Origin of the sequence: Actinospineispora spinosispora DSM 44797, assembly GCF_000429025.1 — a bacterium.
Taxonomy (GTDB): Bacteria; Actinomycetota; Actinomycetes; order Mycobacteriales; family Pseudonocardiaceae; genus Pseudonocardia; species Pseudonocardia spinosispora.
In genome coordinates this window covers 1-21,964 of record NZ_AUBB01000029.1, presented here as the reverse complement: position 1 = coordinate 21,964, position 21,964 = coordinate 1, and the positions used below count along the sequence as shown (strand labels likewise).

General features: G+C 69.4%; 1 protein-coding gene (cut by a window edge). It reads right to left on the bottom strand.

The window, feature by feature from the left end; all coding sequences use genetic code 11:
* Nucleotides 1-21,795: the 5' end (the start) of an MFS transporter gene (locus tag G406_RS46865; protein WP_037076671.1), read on the bottom strand. The gene continues 41,715 nt to the left of window position 1, outside the view; only the first 21,795 of its 63,510 coding nucleotides appear in the window; the start codon lies at nucleotides 21,793-21,795; the stop codon falls past the left edge of the window.
* Between the last annotated feature and the right edge of the window lie 169 nt (nucleotides 21,796-21,964).

Here is a 21,964-nt window from a genome sequence, read left to right as displayed (position 1 = left end):
GATCTGCCAGGACACGCCTTCCCACCCGGCGGGCAGCGGAGTCCGGCCGGCCATGGTGAGTCCCGCGGTGTAGGCGCCGAGGAGCTGGGCCGCCGCCTTGGCCTGCTGGGCAGCGTTGTTGGCGCGGTCGCGCGCCTGGTCGTCCGCGATGTGGTTCTTCAGCAGCGCGTTGACCGCCATGATCATGCCAACGGAACCGGCCTCGCCGAGGAATGCGTTGATCCCGATGCCGATCGCGGGGGCACCGAGGAGCACCTGGGAGACCCAGACCGAGGCGGCGCCGGTGGCCATGACGGTCGCCAGTGCGAGAGAGAGCACCCGCGCGTTCTCCCGCACGATGTCCCGGTCCGGGACGCCGCTGGTCTTGTCGCGCTTGGCGTTCCGCACGTCGCCGATCATCGCGGCACCCACGACGAAGATCTCACCGCTGATCAGCCCGTAGTTGAGGAATGCGATGAGCAGCGGCGGCGTGAGTACCAGCGCCAACGCCAGCGGCCAGAGCCCGTCGAAGGAACCGAGCATCGCCGAGGAGAACGAGTAGGTGGCGACGATTGCGAGGACCAGGCCGCGCAGCGCACGCATCGGGCCGAAGAACACCTCGGCGGCCCAGCCCCGCAGGGTGAACGGCTGTGGCTCGGTGTGCTCGGCCGGGGTGGTGAGGTACATGGCGAGCGCCGCGAGGCCGAGCACACCGGACACGGTCAGCGCCGCGGTGGCGATGCCGAAGTGCAGCAGCATCGCTTGCACGACCAGGATCGTGGACAGCGAGAACGCCAGGCCGAAACCGACCATGGCGACCGTGGTCGCGGGCCACTTGACCGTCCGGCCCGCGTCCCGCCGCGCCTGGGTGTCCTTGTCGATCCAGTGGTCGAACTGGTTGAACAGCTTGATCCACGGCGCTGAGGCGACACCCAGGAACAACGCGGCCAGGTGGAACATGAGCGAACCGGAGACCAGCGCGAACGCGGCGTAACCGACGGCGCTGAGCAAGATCGCGCCGATGATGCGGACCCGCTGTGGCAGGTACTGCCACAGCGGCGCCAAGGTGAAGATGCCGATCACGTTGCCGATCAGGGCCATCACGAACAGCGTGTTGCCGTGCAGGCCGGCCGGTTCGGTGAACTCGCGGACCGCGTAGATCCCGGACAGCACGATGCCGGTGGTGAGGGAACCGATCACCAGGTTCGCCCTGCGCATCCCGGCCGTCTGGGCCTCACGCGTCTGCGCGGTGCGTGCCCGGGGAGTGCCGACCAGACGGTTGGTGTGCCGCGCACCTAGACCGTGCCCGGTGGCGCCCCGCGCCGCTTCCTCACGCAGCGCGGCCAGCTCGTCGGCGGCGAGCCTGGTCGGGTCGGTGCCTTCGGGAGCGGTCCACATGCTCCATGCCCGGACCACCGTCTCGCCGACCAGGGTGAACCGTTCGCTGAGCGCGAGCCGCGCCTCGATCTTCGCGGTGCGCCTGTTGTGCCTGCCGTGGCCGAGGTCGGCCAGCGGCACGCTGATCGCGGTGTTCGCGCGCATCAGCCGGTGGATGCGGTACTCGGTGCGCCACAGCCCGATCTCGGTGGCGGCCGCGCGGGCGTGGGCGAGGACGTGGCGCGAACCGGCGATCAGACCCAGCACATCGGCGAGCGCCCCGCCGACCTCGCGGATCCACTCGCGGGGATGGGCGAGTTCGAGCAGGTCGATGTCGCGGCCGGTGGTGACGTGCAGACCCATCAGCGTGATGACCGCGGCGATCGCCACCGTGCCGGCGGTGTCGGACAGGACCGTCGGTACACCCAGCATGGCGAGCACCCCGCCGAGGATGACCATGCCGGAGCCGATCGCGTCGCCGAGCGCGTGTGTGAGGTTGGCCTCGCCGATCTCGCCGGGGATCGCCCGGAACAGGCCGACCGTGCCGAGGTTGCCGACGATGCCGGCCACCCCGGCGACCATCACGACCCAGCCCGGCCCGGTCAGTTCGTGGCCCGCTCCGGTGATCGCCTCCTGGCCGAGCAGCACACCGGACACGACGATCGCCAGGCCGATGACCCGGTTGGCCAGGCCGTCGAAGCGGCTGGAGGCGACCCGGGCGCCGAGGATGGCCAGCGCGCCGGGAACCAGGTCGAACAGGTTGTGCAGCCCGTCGGCGGTGGCCGATCCGGAGTTCGTGAGCGCACCCAGCCACAGCTGCACACCGCTGGCCGCGCCCATGATGAGCAGCGAGTACCAGGCGGCCTTCGCGGCCTTGAGCCGGTTGATCTGGTTCTCCACCGAGGTGCCATGGACCGGTGCCGGTGTGGGGGCCGGGGGAGTGGCCCGGGGTGTGCCGTCCCCGTCCGGTCCGGCCCTGCGGTCGATGACGTGCATCAGGACCGCGAGAGCCGCGAGCGTCGCGGTGGTGACCACGGGTGGGGCGACGAGGTGCTCCGTCCACAGCAGGTAGAGGCCGTACGTGGCCAGGGAGAGACCCGCGGTGTTGGCGGGGCTGAGGAAGGTGAGGGGGTTCCTGCCCGCCCATGGATTGCGCAGCAGCCCGGTGCGCTGGGCCCACCTCTCGCCTCGGTCGCCCAGTGAGGTGGTGACCAGGGTGTTGCGCAGCAGGTGTCCGAGCGCAGTGATCGGCGCGCCGAGCAGGGCGGCGGGGTTCCACCGGGTCCACGGGTTGCCCAACAGTCCGCTGCGCTCGCCCAGCGGGGTGGCGGCCAGTGAGTTCTGGGTGAGGTAGAGGAATGCGGCGGTGAGCGTCGCGATCGGGATTGTGGCGAGGCCGGGCCCGGTGATGAAACCGAGCTGGACGCCGAGCAACCCGGCGGCGGTGGTGATGGTCGGGGTGAACAGCCAGCCTGCCCAGCGGGTGGCCTGGTTGTTCGGTGCGTGCCCGCCGACGAGGGTCTTCAGCAGGGCGGGCAGCGCGTTGGTCAGCACGAGAACCTCCGCCGCCGCGAACAGTCCGGCGACGACGGCGGCCAACCCGGTGTTGGTGAACGCGGCGGGCAGGTGCACGGACAGGTTGACCAGCCAGCTGAGCACCACGACGGCCTGCAGGCTCTTCTTCAGCCAGGTCGGCGTGTTCGGGTAGCGGGCCAGCAGCACGTTGACGATGCCTCGGACGGCGAACGCGACCAGTGGGCCGATGACGTAGTAGCCGGGGATCGGGCCCACCGCGATGGTGACGATCACCCCGGTCGCGGCCAGCAGCACACCGAGCGTGGTCCGCCCCTTCGGGCTGACCAGCGCCTGCACCGCTCGGCGCGGTGTCATCCTGGTCGTCGGCGGGGCGTGCCGGTTGATCACGTGCATGAGCAGCAGCGGCGGACCGAGGATGCCGATCGCGGCGCCGATCAGGACCGGGGTGTTGGGCAGCAGGTACACGGCGGTGTAGATGCCGAGCGACACCGCCGAGGCCTTCGTCCACACCCGCTGCTGGGCGGCACGCTTGGTCAGGGCGAGCGGCTTACGGCTCTTCGAGTCGTGCCACAACGCGAAGATCGACTCGCCCGCCCAGGCCAGGTAGGTGCTCCAGATCAGCAGGAACTGGGCGGGCGGAAGGTGGTAGGCCGGTTCGGTGAGCTGGATGCCCATCAGCGGGACCGCCACCAGGATGTTGAGGAACGCGAAGACGTTCGCGCCGCGCACGAAGTAGCCCCACCAGGTGACCGTCTCGGCCGGGTTCGGCCTGCCCAGCCAGGATGCGTTCGCCGCGACGATGCCGCCGGTCGCGAACGCCGCGTTGGCCATGGCGAAGGTGGCGTTGACCCACCAGTCGACGCTGCCGGTCGGCATGCCCAGCATGCCAAGCGACAGCATGAGCACGTTGACCAGCTGGCTGGCCGGGCGCAGCGTCTTGATCACCGACATCAGGCGCGGGTCGCTGCCGTCGGCGCGCGGGGCGAGCAGCGGGCTGGCCATGAACCACGAGCTGGCCGGGATGTAGTTCAGCGGGAGGCGCACCCCGAAGGCGACGATCCCGGCCCAGGCAGGCAGCGGCCAGTGCTGCACAGCCAGGTAGCTCAGCGTCAGTCCGGCGACGTTGGCGATCGTCAACAGCCCGGTCCGGCTGGTCACCCAGCCGCGCAGGGCGGACACCCCGAACTGGTTGACCGCGGCCCACACCCCGATGACCACGGTGCGCACGGCCAGGTCGGCGATGCCGTGCGTGGCCGTGGTGTGCCCGAGAACGATCTGCAGCGTGCTCACCGCGGCCGCCGCGACGGTGGCCAGCACCGCCATGCCGTGCGGGCTGGCACTCCACTGGTGAAGACGGTTCACCAGCGGAGAGGTGTTGTGCGCGACGACCGCGACTCCCGCGATCACCGCGGCGCCGTACCCGAAGGCGGTGATCGCCGTCACCGGCGGCACGCCCGCGAACAGCGCCTGGCCGAGGCTCACCCCGCCGTAGACGAGGGTGCCCATCATGGCCAGAACGGTCGGGTTGCGTAGCTGCTCGCGCAGCGGTGTCGCCGGGTTCTCCGCGTGCGCCCCGGCCAGCCAGCCGCCGACCGAGCCCAAACCGATGCCGGCAGCGGCGGCCAGCGCGACCCACACCGCGGTGCTCGGGCGCACCGGCAGGGCCGTGCCTTGCACGAACGTGTCCAGCTTCAGCGCCGTCACCACGACGACGGCGGTACCGATGGCCTTACCGAGCCACCTCAGTGCCGCGCGCAGCCACGGCGGGCCTCGATTACGTTCCAGCTCGATCCCGGTGTTCGGGGTACCAGCGGACTCTCGGGTGTCTTCGGTCCCGGTGTCCGGGGTGGCCGGCTCGGTCTGTGCGGGCGGTGTCGCCTTGGCGTTCCCGCCACCGCCACGGTTCTCGCCGGTGGCGGCGCCGCCCGCGGTGTCGCGGCCGTCGGTGCTCTTTCCGGCCGTCTCGTCGGTCTTGGCCGCGTCGCCGTTCCCGGGCGCGTCGCCGTTCCCGGGCGCGTCGTTGTTCTCGGCCGCGTCGTTGGTCGTAGCCGGGGGAGCCGGGGCGGGGATCTTCAGCTCGGCGGCGATCCGGCGCAGGCGCGCCATCGCGGCCGGGTCCTCGCGTGAGCTGTCCTTCCAGGTCAGGTACCCGAGCAGCGTGGCGAGGCGCTCGCGGGCCACGGTCAGCGACTGCGCGGGGTCGCGGTGCCTGCCCTCGGAGTCCGCCGGGACACCCTCGAAATGTCCGGCGACGGACAGCCGTACCTGCGTGCCGGCGGCATCCGGGACCCCGACCACGACCTGGCCCGGCTCGATGACCTCACCGTCCACGACCACCCTCGGCCGCACGGTCTCGATCACGATCGGCCTCATGTCCTCGGTGAGGGCGATGCCGTTGATGTGCGATACCGGCTCCTCACGGACCACCCGCATCGAGGCATCGGGTGTCCACCCGGTCCCGTCGCTGAGCTCCACACCGGCTTGGCGCAACCAGGCGAGGACCTCGCCCAGCCTGCCGGCCGTGTACTTGCTGGTCCCGAACGACGCCGACCACAGCTCGATGGCGATCGAGGCGATGACGCTGGGTGCCGGTCGCTCCAAGGCGGGAAGTGCAGTAGCGGACTCGGCGCGGTTCGGCGCCGGGGTGTTCAGCGAGACGGCGATCCGGTCGAGGCGCTGCACCTGGGCCGGAACCTCGCGCGAGCTGTGCTCCCCGTTCAGGTGCCCCAACAGCGTCGCCAGGCGCTCCCGGGCCACCGCCAAGGATCGGACGGGGTCGAGATGCTCGTTGTCGTCAGACCTGGCGATACCTTGATCGCGCGCCGCGATGCGCAGCGTCAACACTGCGCCGTCCGCGTTCGGTATTCCGACCACGACCTGGCCCGGCTCGATGACCTCACCGTCCACGACCACGGTCGGTCGCTCGGTCCGGATGACGATCGGCGCGGTGATCGGCCGGCCGTTGACGCTGGAGACCTGCACCTGCCGCACCACCACCACCGGGGAGTCCGCGGTCAGCTCCCAGCCGGTCCAGTCGGTCAGCTCAACGCCGGCATGACGCAACCAGGCGAGCACGCTGTGCAGCGACCGAGCCGTCTGCTCGCTGACCTGCAGCGACACTGCCCACAGCCCGATCGCCACGGAGGCGAGCCGCCGCGACGTCGGCCGCCCCACAGCACCGGGGTTGACCGCCGCGTCCGCTGCTGCCGGGGCGCCGTGCCACGCGGTGACCCGGGCGTTCAGCAAGTACAGCGCGCCAAGCCTGGCCTGCGGTCCTGCGCCCCTCAGCCCAGCAGGTCCGACACCGGCGAACGCGACGAGCACACCGAAGTAGACGCTGTCATCGAAGTCGGCCAGCGCGTCCAACCGCGTTCCGAGCGCCGCCTGATCCTTGGTGAGCAGGTTCAGCCCGGCCATCGCCCTGAGCCTGTCCAGCAGCTCGGCGGTGATCGGCGCGTCCGGTGCCGGCAGCGGACGCCCGACCGCCAGCGACAGCGCGTTCGCCAGCTCCCGGTCACCCCAGTCGTCGCGGGCCGCCAGCTCAGCGCGCGCTCGACGTTCGGCGGCGACCGGCGTGAGCGGCTCCGGCAGGTCGGTGAAGAACGGCAGCGGCTCGCGCAGCGTGCGAATCTGTTTCAGGGTGAGCCCCGTGGCGAGGAGATCGTCGGTGTGCGCGTCGGCCAGCTGGTTGATCGAGGTGATCCCGGCGGCCACCAGCTCCTGGTACAGCACGTCGCGCTGGTCGGCGGGCAGCTGGTCGAGCAGCTGCTCGATCCAGTCCTCGCTTCGGACGAACAGCTCACGTTCGACCGGAGTAACTCCGGCAGTGAGTTCGGTCAGGCGCCGCAGGACCTTCCGCCATGCGCCCGGTGCGTTCAGGTCGAGCGATTCGGTGATCTGGGTGCGCAGGTCTTGTTCGGTGAGAACACCCCGGCCGTGCGCCGGGTCGGCGAGCTGGACGATGGCGGACCGGAGGATGTCGCTGACCGTTGCGCCATCGACGTGCAGCTCGTCGGCGATCCGCGCCAGCGTCGCACCGCCGACGTACCTGATCAGCACGGACAGCTCGACGTGGGTCAACCCGGCCACCCGCAGGCCGGTGGCCGCTTCGATGGCAGCCTCGACGGCCTCGGTGCCTGCCTCGGTGCCGTCCGCCGCGGCGAGCAGCTGCCGGGCCACCGCGATCGTGCGGGCCAGCTCGACCGGGTCCGTGTCCAGCGTCCGTGCCAGCGAGGCAGCCTGCAGGTAGGCGTTCGCGGCCAGCTCCAGCGCTTCCCGGTGCTGCTGGTTGCGCTGGGTCCGTTCCGAGCGGACCTGGTCGGCGAGTTCGGTCGGCAGGGTGGCCAACAGCGCGGCGAGACGGTCGAACGTGGCGTTCGCGGCGAGCGCTGGGGTCGTCGCGCCGTTGTTGTCCTTGACCAGCGCCTCGCGGTACAGCACCGCGAGCCCGAAGCGCGCCTCGCTCAGCGTCCAGCCGACGCCACCCCAGGCGCCCGGGTGCAGCAGCTGCACCTTCGCGGTGTCCGAGACTATCCGGTTCAGCGTCGCCATGGCGCCGTCCAGGTCCCCGGCCCGTACCTGCTCCCGGACCTGTTCCACGCTCGACTGGTCCAGATGCACCGTCGCGGCGTCAGCGCTGTGCGGCGCGGCCGGGCCCGAAATCCCCACACCGGAGTTCCCCGATCCTGGGGTGGTGACGGCTGGGGGCCCAGTCGGGGCCTCGGCGACGGTTTCGGTGTTCGGTGTCTGGGCACCCGCTGTCGTGGGGGCCGGTGTCGCGGCACCCGTGGTCACTGGGCTTGCCATGCCGCTGGTCTGACCGGCGGTGGCGGTGCTCGGGGCGAGGGTCCGGTTCTGGTCGAGCAGGCTGTGGTAGGCGGCGTGGGCCTCGGTCAGCTGCAGTTGTGCGGCACACAGGTCGAGGCAGGCGCCCGCGAGGCCGCCGGTGACCGGGCCGGCACCGAGCCCACCATGCGCCTTGAGATTCTCGATCGCGGCGAGCATCCGGGTGTTGGCCGCTCGCGCCGACGCGGCCGCCTTCGCGGTCTGCTTGACTCCGTGGGTCACGCCCCTGCTGTCGTGTGCCGGGAGCTTGCCCGCGAACTGCTCCGCGACCGTCGAGACCTTGTCCGAGACGTGGTCGACGACCCGAGCGGGGGTCAGCTTGCCCCTGAAGGTCTTCTTGAGCTGCGTCCCGACGAACTTCTCTGCCCGGTTCTGAGCAGCATCGACCAGTTTGTTCGCCTGTACCAGAGCCCGGTCGCCACCGTTCTCGACGAACTTCTTCAGCAGCAGCTGTTCGACGGAGCTGAGGTGTGCGAGGAGCACCCTGTCGTCCAGCGAGAGCATCTCCTGCCCGTCACCGGGCTGACCTTCGCGGGCGGCACGCCCGAAGGCCTGCTGCAGCCCGCGCCTGGAGTCGAACATGTTCAGCACCTTGACCTGCATGCCGCCCAGGTCGATGAGTTCGGCGAGCGCGGCCTGATCACCGGCGCCGAGCTTGATGTCGGTGCCCCTGGCGAACATCGCGGTCGCCACCGTCACCGCACCCTTGCCACCGGCCTTGGCCTTCACCGCAGCCTCGTGCAGCTCCCGCTTCGTCTGGGCGTTGACGACGTGCACCTCGATGTTCTTGCCGCCTGCCTCCTTGCCGGCGATCAGCGCGGCGAGCTTCTCCGAGCTCCTGATGTCCAGCACCAGCAGCAGCGTGGGCCGCAGGTTCCCCTCTTGATGAGCCTTGGCGATCTGCTCGGCGACCTCGGCGAACTTCGCGTCGCGGCTGAGGAACAGCTCACGGGGCAGCACCGTCAGCTTCTTCACCTCGTGGGCCGGAACCTGGACCACGTCGAGCTTGAAGATCTCGCGGAACAGCTTCTCCGAAGCCTTGGCCGTACCGGTGACGCCGCGCAGGGAACGCTGCGCGTCCACGAACTGCTTCACCGTCTTCGTGGACGTGGTCGTCAGCGGGGCCTTGATGATCACCCCGGAGTCGGCCTCGGCCCGTGAATGCACGTCGCCCTCATAGCGTTGCTTCCGGTTCGCCCGACCGGTCTGTGGGTTGACGACCACGACCTCGTCGCCGTCCGTGAAGTGCTCGCGGCCTTCGACCCGCTGTTGCACCTGCTTCTTCAGGTTGTCGACCAGCAGCTTGTCCATGGTGGCCAGCCCGAGCCTCTTCTCGAGCGCGCGAGTCTGCTTGGCCGTGATCCGGACCTTGCCCGACTTGATCGTGAAGTCCGTGCCCGGCATCAGCTGGTCGGCCAGCTTCGAGACGTCGTACAGGAGCTGTTCCTCGGCCGAGGAGATCGCGCCTGGCGTGCCCCGCCGGTAGGCGGTACGGCCCTCGTCGATGAGGATCATGTCGATCTCGTCGAGGTACAGGTGGAACTTGGGTAGCCCCGATCCACCCTCGTTCTCCAGGGCGCGCTGCCAGTCCGGGATGACGTCACCGATCGAGACGTAGATGACGTCGGCGTCCTGGTAGAGCTTGACCGGGTCGCCCTCCGCCTCCGGGCCCCGGTAGGCCACCTTCACGCCGAGCTTCTCCGCCACCGGCACCGCCTGCGCGGCGCCCTCCTTGGCCAGGGTGGAGTTGTGCGTGATGACCAGGACCTTCTCGCCGCTGGTGCGGGCCTTCACGATCGCGGCCAGCCGCAGGATCAGGGTCTTGCCGCCGCCGGTGCTCATCTCGACGACGACACCGGAGTCCAGCTGCAGCGCGGCCTGGACCTGTTCTTTCCACGGCGTCTCCTCGGCGGGTGAACCGTCCGCGTTGAGTGCGTGGCGAGCGTTCAGCTCACCGGCCAGCGCGTAGTTCTGGGCGTCGGTGAGGTCCTTGGGGTCCTTGTTCGACAGCTGTGTCAGCAGCTCGTCGGAGCCGGCCTCCCGCTCATCGCGCAACCGGTTCTGCAGCGTGAGCGTTTCCGCCACCTTCGCCTTCGCCGCAGGTGGCGTCCTGGCGACGATCAGATCGTTCTCGGCGTGGCGCACCGCGAGCTTGGCGTCTGCCAGCTCCTTCCGCAGGGCGACGGACTTCTCGTGGTCCTTGGGCAGAGCAGCGGCCTTCTTGGCGTCCTTGGGCAGCCAGACGAGCTTCTTCTCGAGCTTCTTGACGTTGTTCTTGGCGTCCTTGAGCTTCTTCTTCGCGTCCTTGACGGTCATGGTCGAGGCGTCGGGCGCGGAGGTTTCCGTGCTCGTCCCGGTCTCGTCCGTCGCGGCACCGTCGCCGGTGTGCTTGGTGGTACCGGAGGGCTCGGCCTCGGGGGCCGCTCCGGCGGTGTCGCCCTTCGGCGCTGTGCCGTCGGGTGTATCGGCGTTCGGCTCGTCGCCGAGCCCAGCCGGGTGTCCGGTGTTGCTGCCCTGGTGGGCGTCCAGCTGCGTGCCGGACTCATCGGGGAACTGCGTGGATTCGGGTGCTGCCTGGGTGTGCTCCTTGATCGAGTCATGGCCGGTCGAGTCGTGGCCGGTCGAGTCGTGGGCGGGCAGGTCGGTTCCGTCAGCGGCGGGGCTCTTGGTCGAGCCGGTGCCGTGGGCGCCCTGGGCAGGGTCGCCGGTCGCCGGGGCGTTCTCCGGCGTATGGGGGATGCTCGCGGTGCCCGGTGGGTCTGTACCGGAGTCGTGCTTGGAGTGGTCGAGAGGACGTTGTTTCGAACCGCTGGTGGTCAACGCGGTGCCGTCGGGGTCGGCATGGCCGCCGGGACCGCCGTCGCCGCCGGGGGTACCGCCGGAGTTCTTGTCCCCACCGGGCTCTCCGCGAGTGGCGTTCGCCTGGTTGGAGGAGGACTGTGGCGGCAGGGCCGGTGGCTGCTGACCGGGTGTCGAGGGCTGATCCGGCGCGCTGGGCTCTTGTGGTGCGTCACCGGAGTGACCGGTACTCGCACTACCGGTCGGCTGCTTCACCGACCCGGCTCCCGCGCTGGTCGCGCTGGGGTGTCCGCCGTTGGTACCGGTACCGGATGCATCCGACGAACCCGACTGGCCCGATGCTGAGAAACCGGTCGTCGAGGTCTCCCCGGGTACCGCCTCGGTGCCGTGCGGGGTCGGAGCGACGCCGCCGGTCTGGGCGACCGAACCGGGCTGTGCGATCGGGCCGGTCTGACCGGCCGGGCCGGCTTGCGCGGTGGTACCGAGCGGTGGGAGTCCGGTGCTCGGCTGCCCCGGGGCACCTGGCTGAGCATGTGTCGGGTCGCCAGGGGCCGCCGGCTGGGCACCCGCGGCCGGCTGGATGCCCATCGCCTCGGAGGACCGCGGGACCGTGCCCTGCTGGATCGGTCCGGTCTGCGTGTGCGCGACCGGAGTCTGGCCGGTCGGGGTCTGCCCGGCGACCGTGGAACTCTGTTGGACGGGTTGCTGCCCGGCCGCCGCCTGGGCGGCTGCCGTCGAGGTCTGCACGTCTGGCATGCCCGGGCTGTCGGCGACGCCCGCGCCGGTCTTCTCCGCGGCGGCCGCTCCGCCTGGAACGGTGTCCTTCTCGGCCGCGGCCGGGTGCGGCCCGCCGATGGTCGGCTCACCCGGCTTCACCGCATGGTCATCACCCGTGATCGCCGCCGGATGTTCCTCAGCAACGGCAGTGGAGTGACCGGCCGGGTTCGACGATGGTGAGTCGGACGACGGGTCGACGTCCTTCGGCGGCTGTCCGACCCCCTCTGAGGTGGGACCGTCGTGGTCCGCGGTGTGGACGGACCCGGTCGTGCCCGCGGGGTCTTCCTTGGCAGCGGAATTCGCCTTCTCCGCATGGCCAGCGGGTGCGGGGACATCCGGAAGCGTCTCGTGGTGCGGTATGCCCTCGGTCGGCGTGTCCGGCATCGCGTCAGACCGGGGCTTCTTGCCGGTGAAGGTCATCCCTCCGAACTTGGCGCCGCCGTCGGCCGCGACCTGGCTCTTGATGTGTTGCTTGATCGCGTGTAGGCCCGCTCCACCGACGAAGAGGCCGATTCCGAGGTTGCTCCAGATGGCCTTGTCCGTTGCGGGGCTGACGTTGCCCAGGGTCTCGACGGCGGTCTTGAGCCCCTCCGCGCCCTGGACGACGAAGGCAGCGTTGCCCAGGACGGTCGCCCCGGTGCCCAGCGCCTTCATCCCCGTGGCCGCCACGGAACCGACGGTCATCTTGCCGAGCGAGGGGAGTGCGTTCTTGCTGACCGCACCGAGGGCACCGGCGGTCCCCAGCTTGAGGGCGCCCTTACCGAGCAAAGCCGAACCACCCCTGAACACGCCGCCGGTGCCGATCAGCCCGGTGCCCGCGATGGTCAGCCAGTCGCTGCGCGCCGCGGGATCGGAGAAGCTAATGCTCTGGTTGTGGGCCTTCCTGACCGTGAGATCCTTGCCCGCCGTCGCCGCGTAGGCGATACCACTGCCGACGAACAGACCGGTCGCAAGGCCAGACGTGCCTCCGGAGGGGACGAACAAGAGAGCAGCCCCGCCGAGCAACAAGCCGGTGCCGACGCCATTCCCGACCTTCTTCCAGGTCGGATCCTTGTGCCCGTCCTGGATGGCGAACTTGCCAGTGCTTCCCGGCTTGGCCATGACATCCGTCGGCAGCATGAGGTTCTGGTCGTCCGGCAGCCCATTGTGCTGTTGGAAGTCCTTGAAGTTCTGGTAAACCCCGCCGGTCTGGTCGACCAGGACGGTGGTGGAGCCGTTGGTCACCTGGAACAGCAGCATCTTCGAGTCGAGCGAGTAGTTGCTCTTCGAGTCGTATGCGTAGGCGCCGGTGCCGTCGTCGTAGGGATCCTGCAGGTAGACCGGGATCGACGCGACCTTGCCGTTGTCGCCGGCCGCCTTGGCGAGTGCGGCCAGCGCCTCGGCGGTCTTCTTCTTGTCGTCGCCGTTGAACTGGTTGAGCAGATCCGTCTGCTGCTGCACGTTGACGCTCTGGATCGTGGAGAGCTGACCCTCCTTCTCCGAGGCGGTCATCTGCGAGGCCCAATGCGACAGCGTGCCCTGGTCTCCGACATTGATCGACTTGAAGATCTCGCCCAGCTTGCCGGGGTAGTTCAGGTATCCCGGACCGTTCATTGCCGAGTTGAGCACGGACACCATGTCCGTCTTTCCGGTGGAGGGCATCGAGATCAGCATCTGGTGCGTGGTGTCGGCGACCTCGTCGCCCGGTAGCGCGTTGGCATCGGTGTCGGGGATCGCCGGGTTCGCGATCAACCCGCTGTTCAGATCACGGAACGCGAGGTCGTTGGCCAGCGTGTCGTAGGTCAGCGCGGACAGGTTGGCGATCGAACCGACGGTCGGCGCGAGCTTCTTCTGTGCCGGATCCTTGGAGCTCGCCAGTGCGTTGGCGAGTGTGCTCGCCTGGGTCGACAACGCGTCGAAGTCACGCATGTCGGCGGCGACCTTGGCGTTGCCCGAGCCCGCCATGAGCCCGATGTCGTACTTGTGCATCGAGCCCGCCGTCGTGCCCGGCAGCTTCGGCAGCGCGCCCAAGGTCTTGTTGGTCGACTTGATGCCGTTCTCGATGGCGGTGAGCGGCGCCAGCTTGCTGTTGTAGGCGTTGACCTTCGCGTTGTAGACGCCCACCTTGGCGTTGTAGGCGTCCACATCGGACTGCGTCGCCTTGTGCTGTTTCTGCAGCGCATCGAACGCCGCCTTGCTCTTCTCGAACGCCGTCTTCTCCTTGAGGAAGCTCGCCTGCGCGTCGAGGGCGCCGGGCAGCAGCCTGTTGTACTGCTCGGTCTGGCCGATCATGCTGAGTTTGGCCAGGCGCGTGGCGTCCGCCTGCGCCCTCTGGTCAGCGGTCAGCGTGACCGGCTTACCCGATGCATCGGTCGGGGCGAGCGGATTGAGCTTGTTGTCGACAGCAAGGCCCTTCTGCAGCCCCCAGTTGACCTCGCGCAGCGAATCGGCCCCGACCTCGGCCAGCAGCTTCGAGGAGGCGCCCATCTTCTGCTGCTTCGGGCCGATGAAGGGCTTCTGCGTGTCCGCCTGCTTGAGGGCGTCGATGATCGCGCGGTTCTGCGACAACCGGTTGATCGTCGGGGCCCACTTCTCGACCAGCTTGACCTCGTCCGTCAGCTTCTTCGGATCGAAGGTCCCGCTCTTCTTGGCCTTATCGATCTTGTTGATCGCCGCCTGAAGAGCGCCCTTCGCCGGGAGCACAGCCTTGACGTCCTCGCGCGAGTCGGCCTCCGCGTTGGCCGCGCGGGACGAAGCGACATCCTTCTGCAGATCGGTCAGCTCGGGCAGCGCGGCGTCGTAGGTGGCCTTGTCCTTCGCACTCTGCTTGTCGTAGGTGGCCTTGTCCCACGGCGGCAGCTTGCCGTCCTTACCCACGAACTTGCCGAGATAGCCGGCCAGCTTCTTGTCGGTCGCGTTGCCGGTGCTCGGCCGCTTGTAGGACGGGTCGATCCAGAGCATTGAGCTCGGGTCCACCTTGCCGTGGCCTTCGACGTGGCTGTCCAGGTCGGTGGTGCCGCAGCCGTTGGCCCCGGCGCCCTTGCCGCAGGTCCAGCCGTCGTTGGTGCCGTACTTCGGCCGGTCGGTGTCGTTCGGGTAGAGCAGCACCATCGGGTCACACTGGCTGCTGCCCTGGCAGGTCAGCGAGTCGATCGTGTCATCGCTCTTGTTCTTGGTGCCCTTCGTGTCGAGGGTGTCGCCCAGGCAGGTCCCGCCGTTCGGGTTGCAGACCAGGGAGCCGCCGTTGCCCTTGGCGTCGGAGTAGATCTGGGTGAACCGGCAGCCTGCGCCCTTGCACAGTGCCGCATCGCCCTGGTCGGTGAAGTTGGTGACCTGGCCGTCCTCGAGCATCTTGACCTGGAAGTTGCCGTTGGGAGTCAGACCGCCGTTGCCGGGCATCTGCTCGTGCATCAGGCACTTCGCGGTGCAGCTCGTGACCGACGGCTTCGGCTGACCGGTCGACTGGGTCGCCGACGGTGTACAGACCTGGGCACAACCGTCCAGTGTCATCTTGGAGTTAGCGGGGTTGGTCTTCTCGCACACGCCCTGGCAGTCGAAGGTCTTGAGGTTGCCCTTGGTGTCGGTCTTCACCACGATCTGGTCACCCAGGTTGGACGGCGGCGGCTCGCAATCCCCACTCGGGCAGTGGTCCGCGATCTTGCTGAGATCGGAGAGATAGAACTTCTTCGTCTTGTCCTTGATCTCGATCTTCTTACCGTTGGCCAGCTGGATGTAGCCGGTCTGGCCGTACACCGCGAAGAAGCCGTCGCTGTGGGCGCCGGGGGTCTGGATGACCGTGGTGTTCATCTTGGCGATGCTCTTGGCCAGCAGCGGGCCGTTCGCCGAGGACGTTGTCGTGACCCCGTCGCCGTTGGCCACGGTCTTGATGCCCTCGAAGGTCGTGAAGGTGCCGGCGCCCTTCCAGCTGGCCAGCGCCGGGTTGTCGAACTTGTCCCTGGCCTTCAGCACCGCGTTCGTTCCGGGCTTGCCCGTCGGGCCGCCGATGTCGAAGGTGTCGGACTTCTTGCCGTTGCTCAGCAGACCCTTGCAGCCGGCGTCGCAGGTGGTGGTGAACGTCGTGCCGTTCTTCGACCCGAACGTGGCGTAGTTCTTGCCGCCGTTCTTGCCCACACCCTTGAAGGTGACCTTGCTGCCGCTGTAGCCGTCGGTGATGGTGCCCTGTGAAGCCACCCACGCGCTGCCCTCGCCCTTGTCGTTGCGGTAGGTCCCGGCGGCCTTCGGGTCGGTGGCGGTGTCGTACTTCTTGCCACCGACCTCGGTCGGGTTCTTCACCCCCACGGTGCCGTCGGCGTCCACCTTGACCGTCTGCCCGCTCTTCCCGGGCAGGGTGCAGGGGGCGGTGCACGTCTTCGACGTGGCCTTGCCCTTGTCACCGGGATCCCTGACCGACAGGTTGCAGGTCTTCGTCGCGTCACAGCTGCCCTCACCGCCGTGGATGGCGCCGGTGAGCTTCTTCTGGGTCAGTACGTGGCCTTCCTTGTCGAGCTTCAGACCGGCGGCCTCGGCCTGCGCGCGAAGTGACGGCACTGTCGCCACGAAGTGGCTCGATCCGCCCTGGCTGAAGTTCGAGCAGTTGCCGGTGCACTCGGCCTTGCCGCCGGACTTGGCGCCGGGGATCGCATAGGCGGTGACCCCGCAGCCGCCACTACCGCTGCCGCTGCACTTGCCCCACTTGCTGGCCTTCGAGTAACCACCGGCCTTGTCCAGGGTCGGCTGGACGGCCTGCTCGGCGGAATCGTGGGCGTAGGCCGAGTAGTGGGTCTTCGAGCAGTCGGCATTACCGGAGCAGGTGGCGGACGCCTCGGCATGGTTGCCCTTGGCGAACGCCGAGGCGGACACCGCCACCCCGCCGCTGCCCTGCTTCTTGCCTCCGCCGACACCGTGTGCGTATGCCTTGGCCCAGGAACCGCTGGCCTTGTCCTTCGCCGAAGCCGACCGGGTCGCCTCGTAGTGGTAGCTGCACTTCACCCCGCCGGTTCCGGTGCAGGACGCCGAGGCCTGCGCGGTGTTGCCGCTGGACTCGGCCGTCGCGCTGGTCATTACCTGGCCGCCGCCGACGGTGCCCTTCTGGTAGCCGACCGCGTTCGCCTTCGCCCCGGAGGCCTTGGCCCGGCTCTCCGCCCGGTAGCTGAACGAGCATGCCGAACCCTTGGTCGCCAGGCAGGACGCGCCGGCCTGCGCACCGAGCTTGCTGGCCCCGGCCTGGCTGGAACCGGCGCACTGACCGTTCTTACCCGCGGTGCAGCCGGACTGCCCGACGGCCTTGTTCATCCCGCGCTTGTTCTTCGCGTACGCGGCGGCGTCGGTGTGGATCGAGCATCCGGTCCCGACACAGCTGGCGGTGGTCTCGATCAGGTCCTTCGCGGCGAACGCGCCGGTCGCCGCCTGGCAGGCACCGCTCTTCGCGCATGCCGCCGAGGACTTGCCCTTGACCTTGGCCGCACCGATGCCACCTGAGACGCTCGACCCTCGGATGGCGCAGCCGGCCTTGCTGCCGTTGTCGCAGGCCACGCCGACGAAGCTGTCGGTGGCGGCGAACTGCTTGTCCTTCTTGGTGCCCTGCGCGGCGATGGTCACGCTCGAGCCGACCGCAACCGTCGCCTCACACTTGGCGGACTTTCCGGTGCACTGCGTGGCACCGGAGGCGACGCTGCGGCTCCGCTGCGTGCTCTTCCCAGCCGCCGCGTTCGTCTTCCCGCTCAACCAGCCGACACAACCGGCGCTGACACAGTTCAGGCTGACGTTGCTGCTGTTGGCGAACTGCTGGCCGGACTTGGCCGTCGGCTTGGTGACCGACACGCTGGAGCCCGCACCGATCGCCACTTCACACTGAGCGACCCCGGTGCACTTACCGCTGCCGGTGGCGACGATCTGGCCCTTCTTCCCGACCAGCCCCGCTGTGGCGGAGGACTTGCCGATCACCCAACCGGTACAGCCGACGGTCACACAGCTGACACCGGCGTTGCTCCCGGTGGTGAACTGCTGACCGGACGTGGACTCGGTGGCGGTCTTGGCGGTCACGGTGGTGACCGCGACACTGGCGCCGACACCGAGGCCGATCTCGCACTTGCCCGACGGGCCGCACTTCGCGCCGCTTGAGGTAGAGCTGTAGCCGATGTGTTTGCCCAGCCCCGCATTCGCCGAGGACTTGCCGGTCACCCAGCCGCCGCAGCCGGCGAGGGAGCAGCTGACGTTGATGTTGCTGCCGACGGAGAACAATCTCTCCATCTCTGTCTTGCTGCCGGCCTTGGTCTTCGTCTTGGTGGTTGTCGTGGCGATCGCGACGGTGGAACCCGCGCTGATCCCCACTTCACACTGAGCGGCGCCGGTGCACTTCGCGCCACCCGCTGCCGAGCTGGAGCCCTTGTTCCCTCCCGGACCGGCCATCCCCGACGACTTGCCACTCACCGAACCGGTGCAGCCGGCGGTGAGACAGTTCAGGTTCACACTGCTGCTGGTGGCGAACAGCTTCCCGGTTGCGGCGGTGACGCCGGTCTTCGTCGTGGACTTCGCGCTTGTCTCGGCGATCGAGACGCTGGAACCGGCGCTGATCGCCGCCGCGCACTTGACGCTGCCGTCACACGCCGCGGTGCCGACGGCCGAGCTGGAGCCCTTGTGCCCGGCCGGCCCGGCCGAGGCGGCGGACTTGCCGTGCAGCGTCCCGGTGCACCCCGCCTCCGGGCAGTTCAGCTGAGACACGGTCTGACCGGTACCGGAGATGCCGGGGAGGTTCTTGGCGTTCTTCTTCTTGCTGCTCGGCTGCCCGGAGTCGGTGCTGGTGGTGGCGGTGGCGTCCGAGCCGACCGAGCAACCCTTCGCGGCGGGGGAGCAGGTGGCCTCGGTGTGCGTGGTGCCGGCGTTCCCGGTGGTGTCGCCGGTGGTCCTGGCGGTGCAGTCCGCGCTCGCGCACTGGGTGCCGGCGCTGGACTGGGTCAGCGTGGCCGGCGGGTTGGCGACCGGCGTCCTGGCGTCCTTGGCGGCCTGGTCGGCCGCCTTCTTCGCCTCGGCCGCCGCCTTCTTCGCGACGGTGGCGGCCTTGACGTCCTCGGCGTCGGCGCCCGGCAGGGCGGCCTTCTCGCTCAGTTCGTCGGCGGTCTTCTGGAGAGCGTCGTAGTTCTTGGCGGTGTCGGTGACGGACTTGGTCTTCTGCTCGGTGAGCATGTCCTTGACGACCTGGCCGCTGCCGGTGCTGGAGTCGGACCGGCCGGCACAGGCGGAGTCGCCCGCGGTGCAGCTGCTGGAGGTCTTGGCGGTGCCCTGCGGGGGGCCTCGGGAGCCGGTGCCGCCCGTGACGTTGTTGGGGCCGTCGGTGCCCGCGCCGGAGGTGCTGGCGGTGCCGGTGCAGCTCGCGCCGCCGCCGTTGCAGTCGATGGTGGCCGATGCGGAGGACCACGAGGAGGCGCCCGCGACGGTCGGCGTGCCGCCGGCCGCGCTGGAACCGGGAGCGACGGGGTCCGGCGGGGTGGACTTCTTGTCCTGCCCCTCGGGGTCGGCGCCCTGGCTCTGGTCGTTCTGCTCGTCGCCGGTGCGCTTCTCGGTGACGGTGGCGTTGTCGGTGGAACGCATCTTCATCATCGGGGCGATGCTGGAGGCGTCGGGTCCGGTGGAGGCACCGGAGTTGGTGACCGCCTGGCACACCCCGTTCGACACCCCGGTGCAGCTGCCGGTGCTGGTGGAGCCGCGCACGTTCGGCGACACGGCCGGGTTGAGGCCGTTCGCCGAGGAGGTCACGCTGCCGGTGCAGTTGCTCTGCCCTTCGCAGGTGAGCACACCGCCGGAGGCAGAGGCGGCTGACGGGCCGGCGACCAGGCGCAGCGGGTCGATGCCCTTGGCGCCGGCCAGGTCCTGGGCCGCACCGGAACCGGTGGAGGCGGTCGAGGTGGAGGCAATCTGGCAGTTCCCGCCGGTGCACGAGGCCGACCCGGTGGAGACGCGGGCCTTCCCCCCGCTGACCGCGCCGTCGAACGCCGCAGAGGAGGTCTTGACGGTGCCGGAGCAACCACCGGACTTGCAGGTCAGGCCCGCGGTGGAGGTCGAGGCGCTGGACGGGCCGGTCAGCGGCTGGCCCTTCAGCGGCGCGCCGGAGGCATCGGTCTTGACGTGGTCCGGGGCGGTGGAGCCGTGCGAGGTGGCGCGGCCTTCGCAGCCGCCGCCGTTGACGGTGCAGGCCGCTGTGGTGGAGCTTCCGCGCCACTTCGGCGAGACCGTGGTGTCCAGGCCGCTGGTCGACGCGGTCGCGGTTCCGCCGCAGGTGGTGGAGTCGGTGCAGCGGACCTGGGAGTCGACCGCCGAGACCGCCACCGGGCCGGTGACCGGCTTGACCCCGACCGGCAGGTTCTGGTTCTCCGGGCTGTCCGCGGCGCGGTCGGTGACCTCGGTGTTGCTGGTGGAGGTGCAGGACCCGCCGTCGCCTCGGGCGGCGCAGCCGGCGGTGCCGTTGCTGCCCTTGACCCCGTTGACGTCACCGGCGGCCGAGCCGGTGGTGACCGACTTGCTGAATCCGGTGCAGGCCGCGCTGGCGCAGTCGATGGTCGAGCGGGCGTCGCTGCCGGCGGTCAGTGTCGTCTTGCCCGCGACGGTGGCGCCGATGGCCGGGTCGAAGCCGGCGTCGGTGGTGGTCATCCCGGTGCGGGAGCGGGACTCGGAGGTGCAGGCACCGGAGGTGACGGTGCAGCTGTCGCCGCCGCCGGTGGTGCGCACGGCCGGCTTCGTGCCCGGGGTGGTGACCGAGGTGATCGACGCCTTCGTGGTCGTCGTGGCGTTGCCGGTGCAGCCGCTGCAGGAGACGGTGGCCTTGGCTTCCGGCTTGCCGTCCGACAGCCCCTCGTCGGCGGTGGTGCCAGTGCTGCTCGAGGTCGTGCAACCGCTGGTCTTTGCCGCGCAGCGGGAGGCCGCGACGGCCTGACCGGTCGCGCTGCCGGCGGGCGAGGTCTCGCTCTTCGCGGCCGAGCCGTTGTGCGCGCCCGTGCTCCGGGTGTCGCAGGTGCCGTTGCTCGTCCGGCAGTCGGCACCGGCCCGCTCGGCGCCCGCGCTGGTGGAGATCGCGCAGTCGCGGGTGCAGCTGGCGTCACCGTGCGAGGCAGGCGGAAGCTTCTTGCCGCTCTGCTTACCGGGGGTCGTGCTGGTCGCGGAGCACCCGTTGACGGCCTGGCAGGTGGTCGACGACCCGCTCGGGTCCGCGGTGGAACCGGTCAGGCAGTTCCCGGCTCCGCACTTGGTGGACGAGGTCTGCTTCCCGACCGCGGCGGTGGTGGCGCAACCGGACACCCCGCATGACCCGGACGCGGTCGAGGCACCCGAGGTCGAGGTGGTGGCGCAGCCGGACACTCCGGACAGACCGGAGCAGGAATGCGCGGTGCTGTCACCGGTCTTGGTGTCGACCGCTGATGAGCTGCACGAGGTGAACGCCCCGGAGGAACCACAGGAGGCGCCTGCGCCGTTCTCCCCGGTGTCGACCCGCACGTTCTGGTCGTGTCCGGTCGCGGCGGCCAGCTGCTCGGTCTGCGTCTCGACGGTGGCCTTGTACCTGTTGTAGGCAGCGACGTTGTTCTTGTAGGTCTGGGTCGACATCTTCCCCGCCGCAACGAGCTTGCGCTGCTGCTGCAGGTACTTCTTGCCCGACTCGACCTTGCCCTGACCGGTGACGACGTCGTCGATGAGCTTGTTGCCCTCTGTGGAGAGCCCCTTCGACTTCTCACCCACCGACTTGACCAGCTGGGCGTGGGTCTTGGCGTGCTGGTCGTAGGTCTTCTTGCTCAGCTTGCCCGTGGCGACGAGCCGCTTCTCCTGAGCCAGCTTGTCCGAGCTCTGCTTGATCTTGATCTTGCCGTTGAGGACCTCGTCGGTGTCCTTCTCGGAGTCACCTGAGGTGTTGTAGCCGTCGTTGTCGGAGTCGTCCAGCAGGCCCGGGGGATCGCGGGAACCCAGACCGGTCACGTCCTTACCGGAGATCCTGCCCTTGCTGTCCGTGCAGCCCGTGGCACTGATGCAGCCACCGTCGCCGGTCTTGCCGGTCCCGGTGAGGTCCTTCGAACCGGTGAGCTTGCCGCCCGAACCCTCGTCCAGGCTGGAGCCGTCACCCTTGCTCGGCAGCAGCCCCAGCTTGCCCAGCGCGGTCTTCGCGGCGGCCTTACGCGCCGCGTCCAACGCACCGCGCACCGTGTCAGCGATCTTCGACAGCGTGTCGTGGACCTGCTTGCCCGCCTTCTCCCCGCCGAGCCGGGTGACCAGCCTGGTGGTCGAGTCCACCACGCCGGACAGTGTCTTACGCGTGTTCTTGTCCGCGGCGACGAGCCTGGAGTCGACCAGCTTCAGAGCCTGCCCGATGGCCTTGTCCTTCGCCGCGCGCGGTGTCCTGTCGTCGGTGACCTTCGAGACCAGCTCGTTGAGCTGCTTCCTGTCGGTCAGCCTCGTGACGACGTCAAGGTTCTTCTCTCCGGTCAGCTTCTTACGAAGCTCCGGGTCCGTGCTGATCCGGGACACGAGCCGGTCCAGCTCAGCCTTGCTCGGGGAGTGCTTGCCGCCGGTGAGCTTCTCGACCAGGTCGGACGTGGACTCCGTGACCAGCTTGGTCAGCGTGTCCTGATCGACAGGGGAGTTCTTCGTGCCGGTGGTCTGGGGCAGGTTCTTCAGTACCGAGTCGAGGATCTTC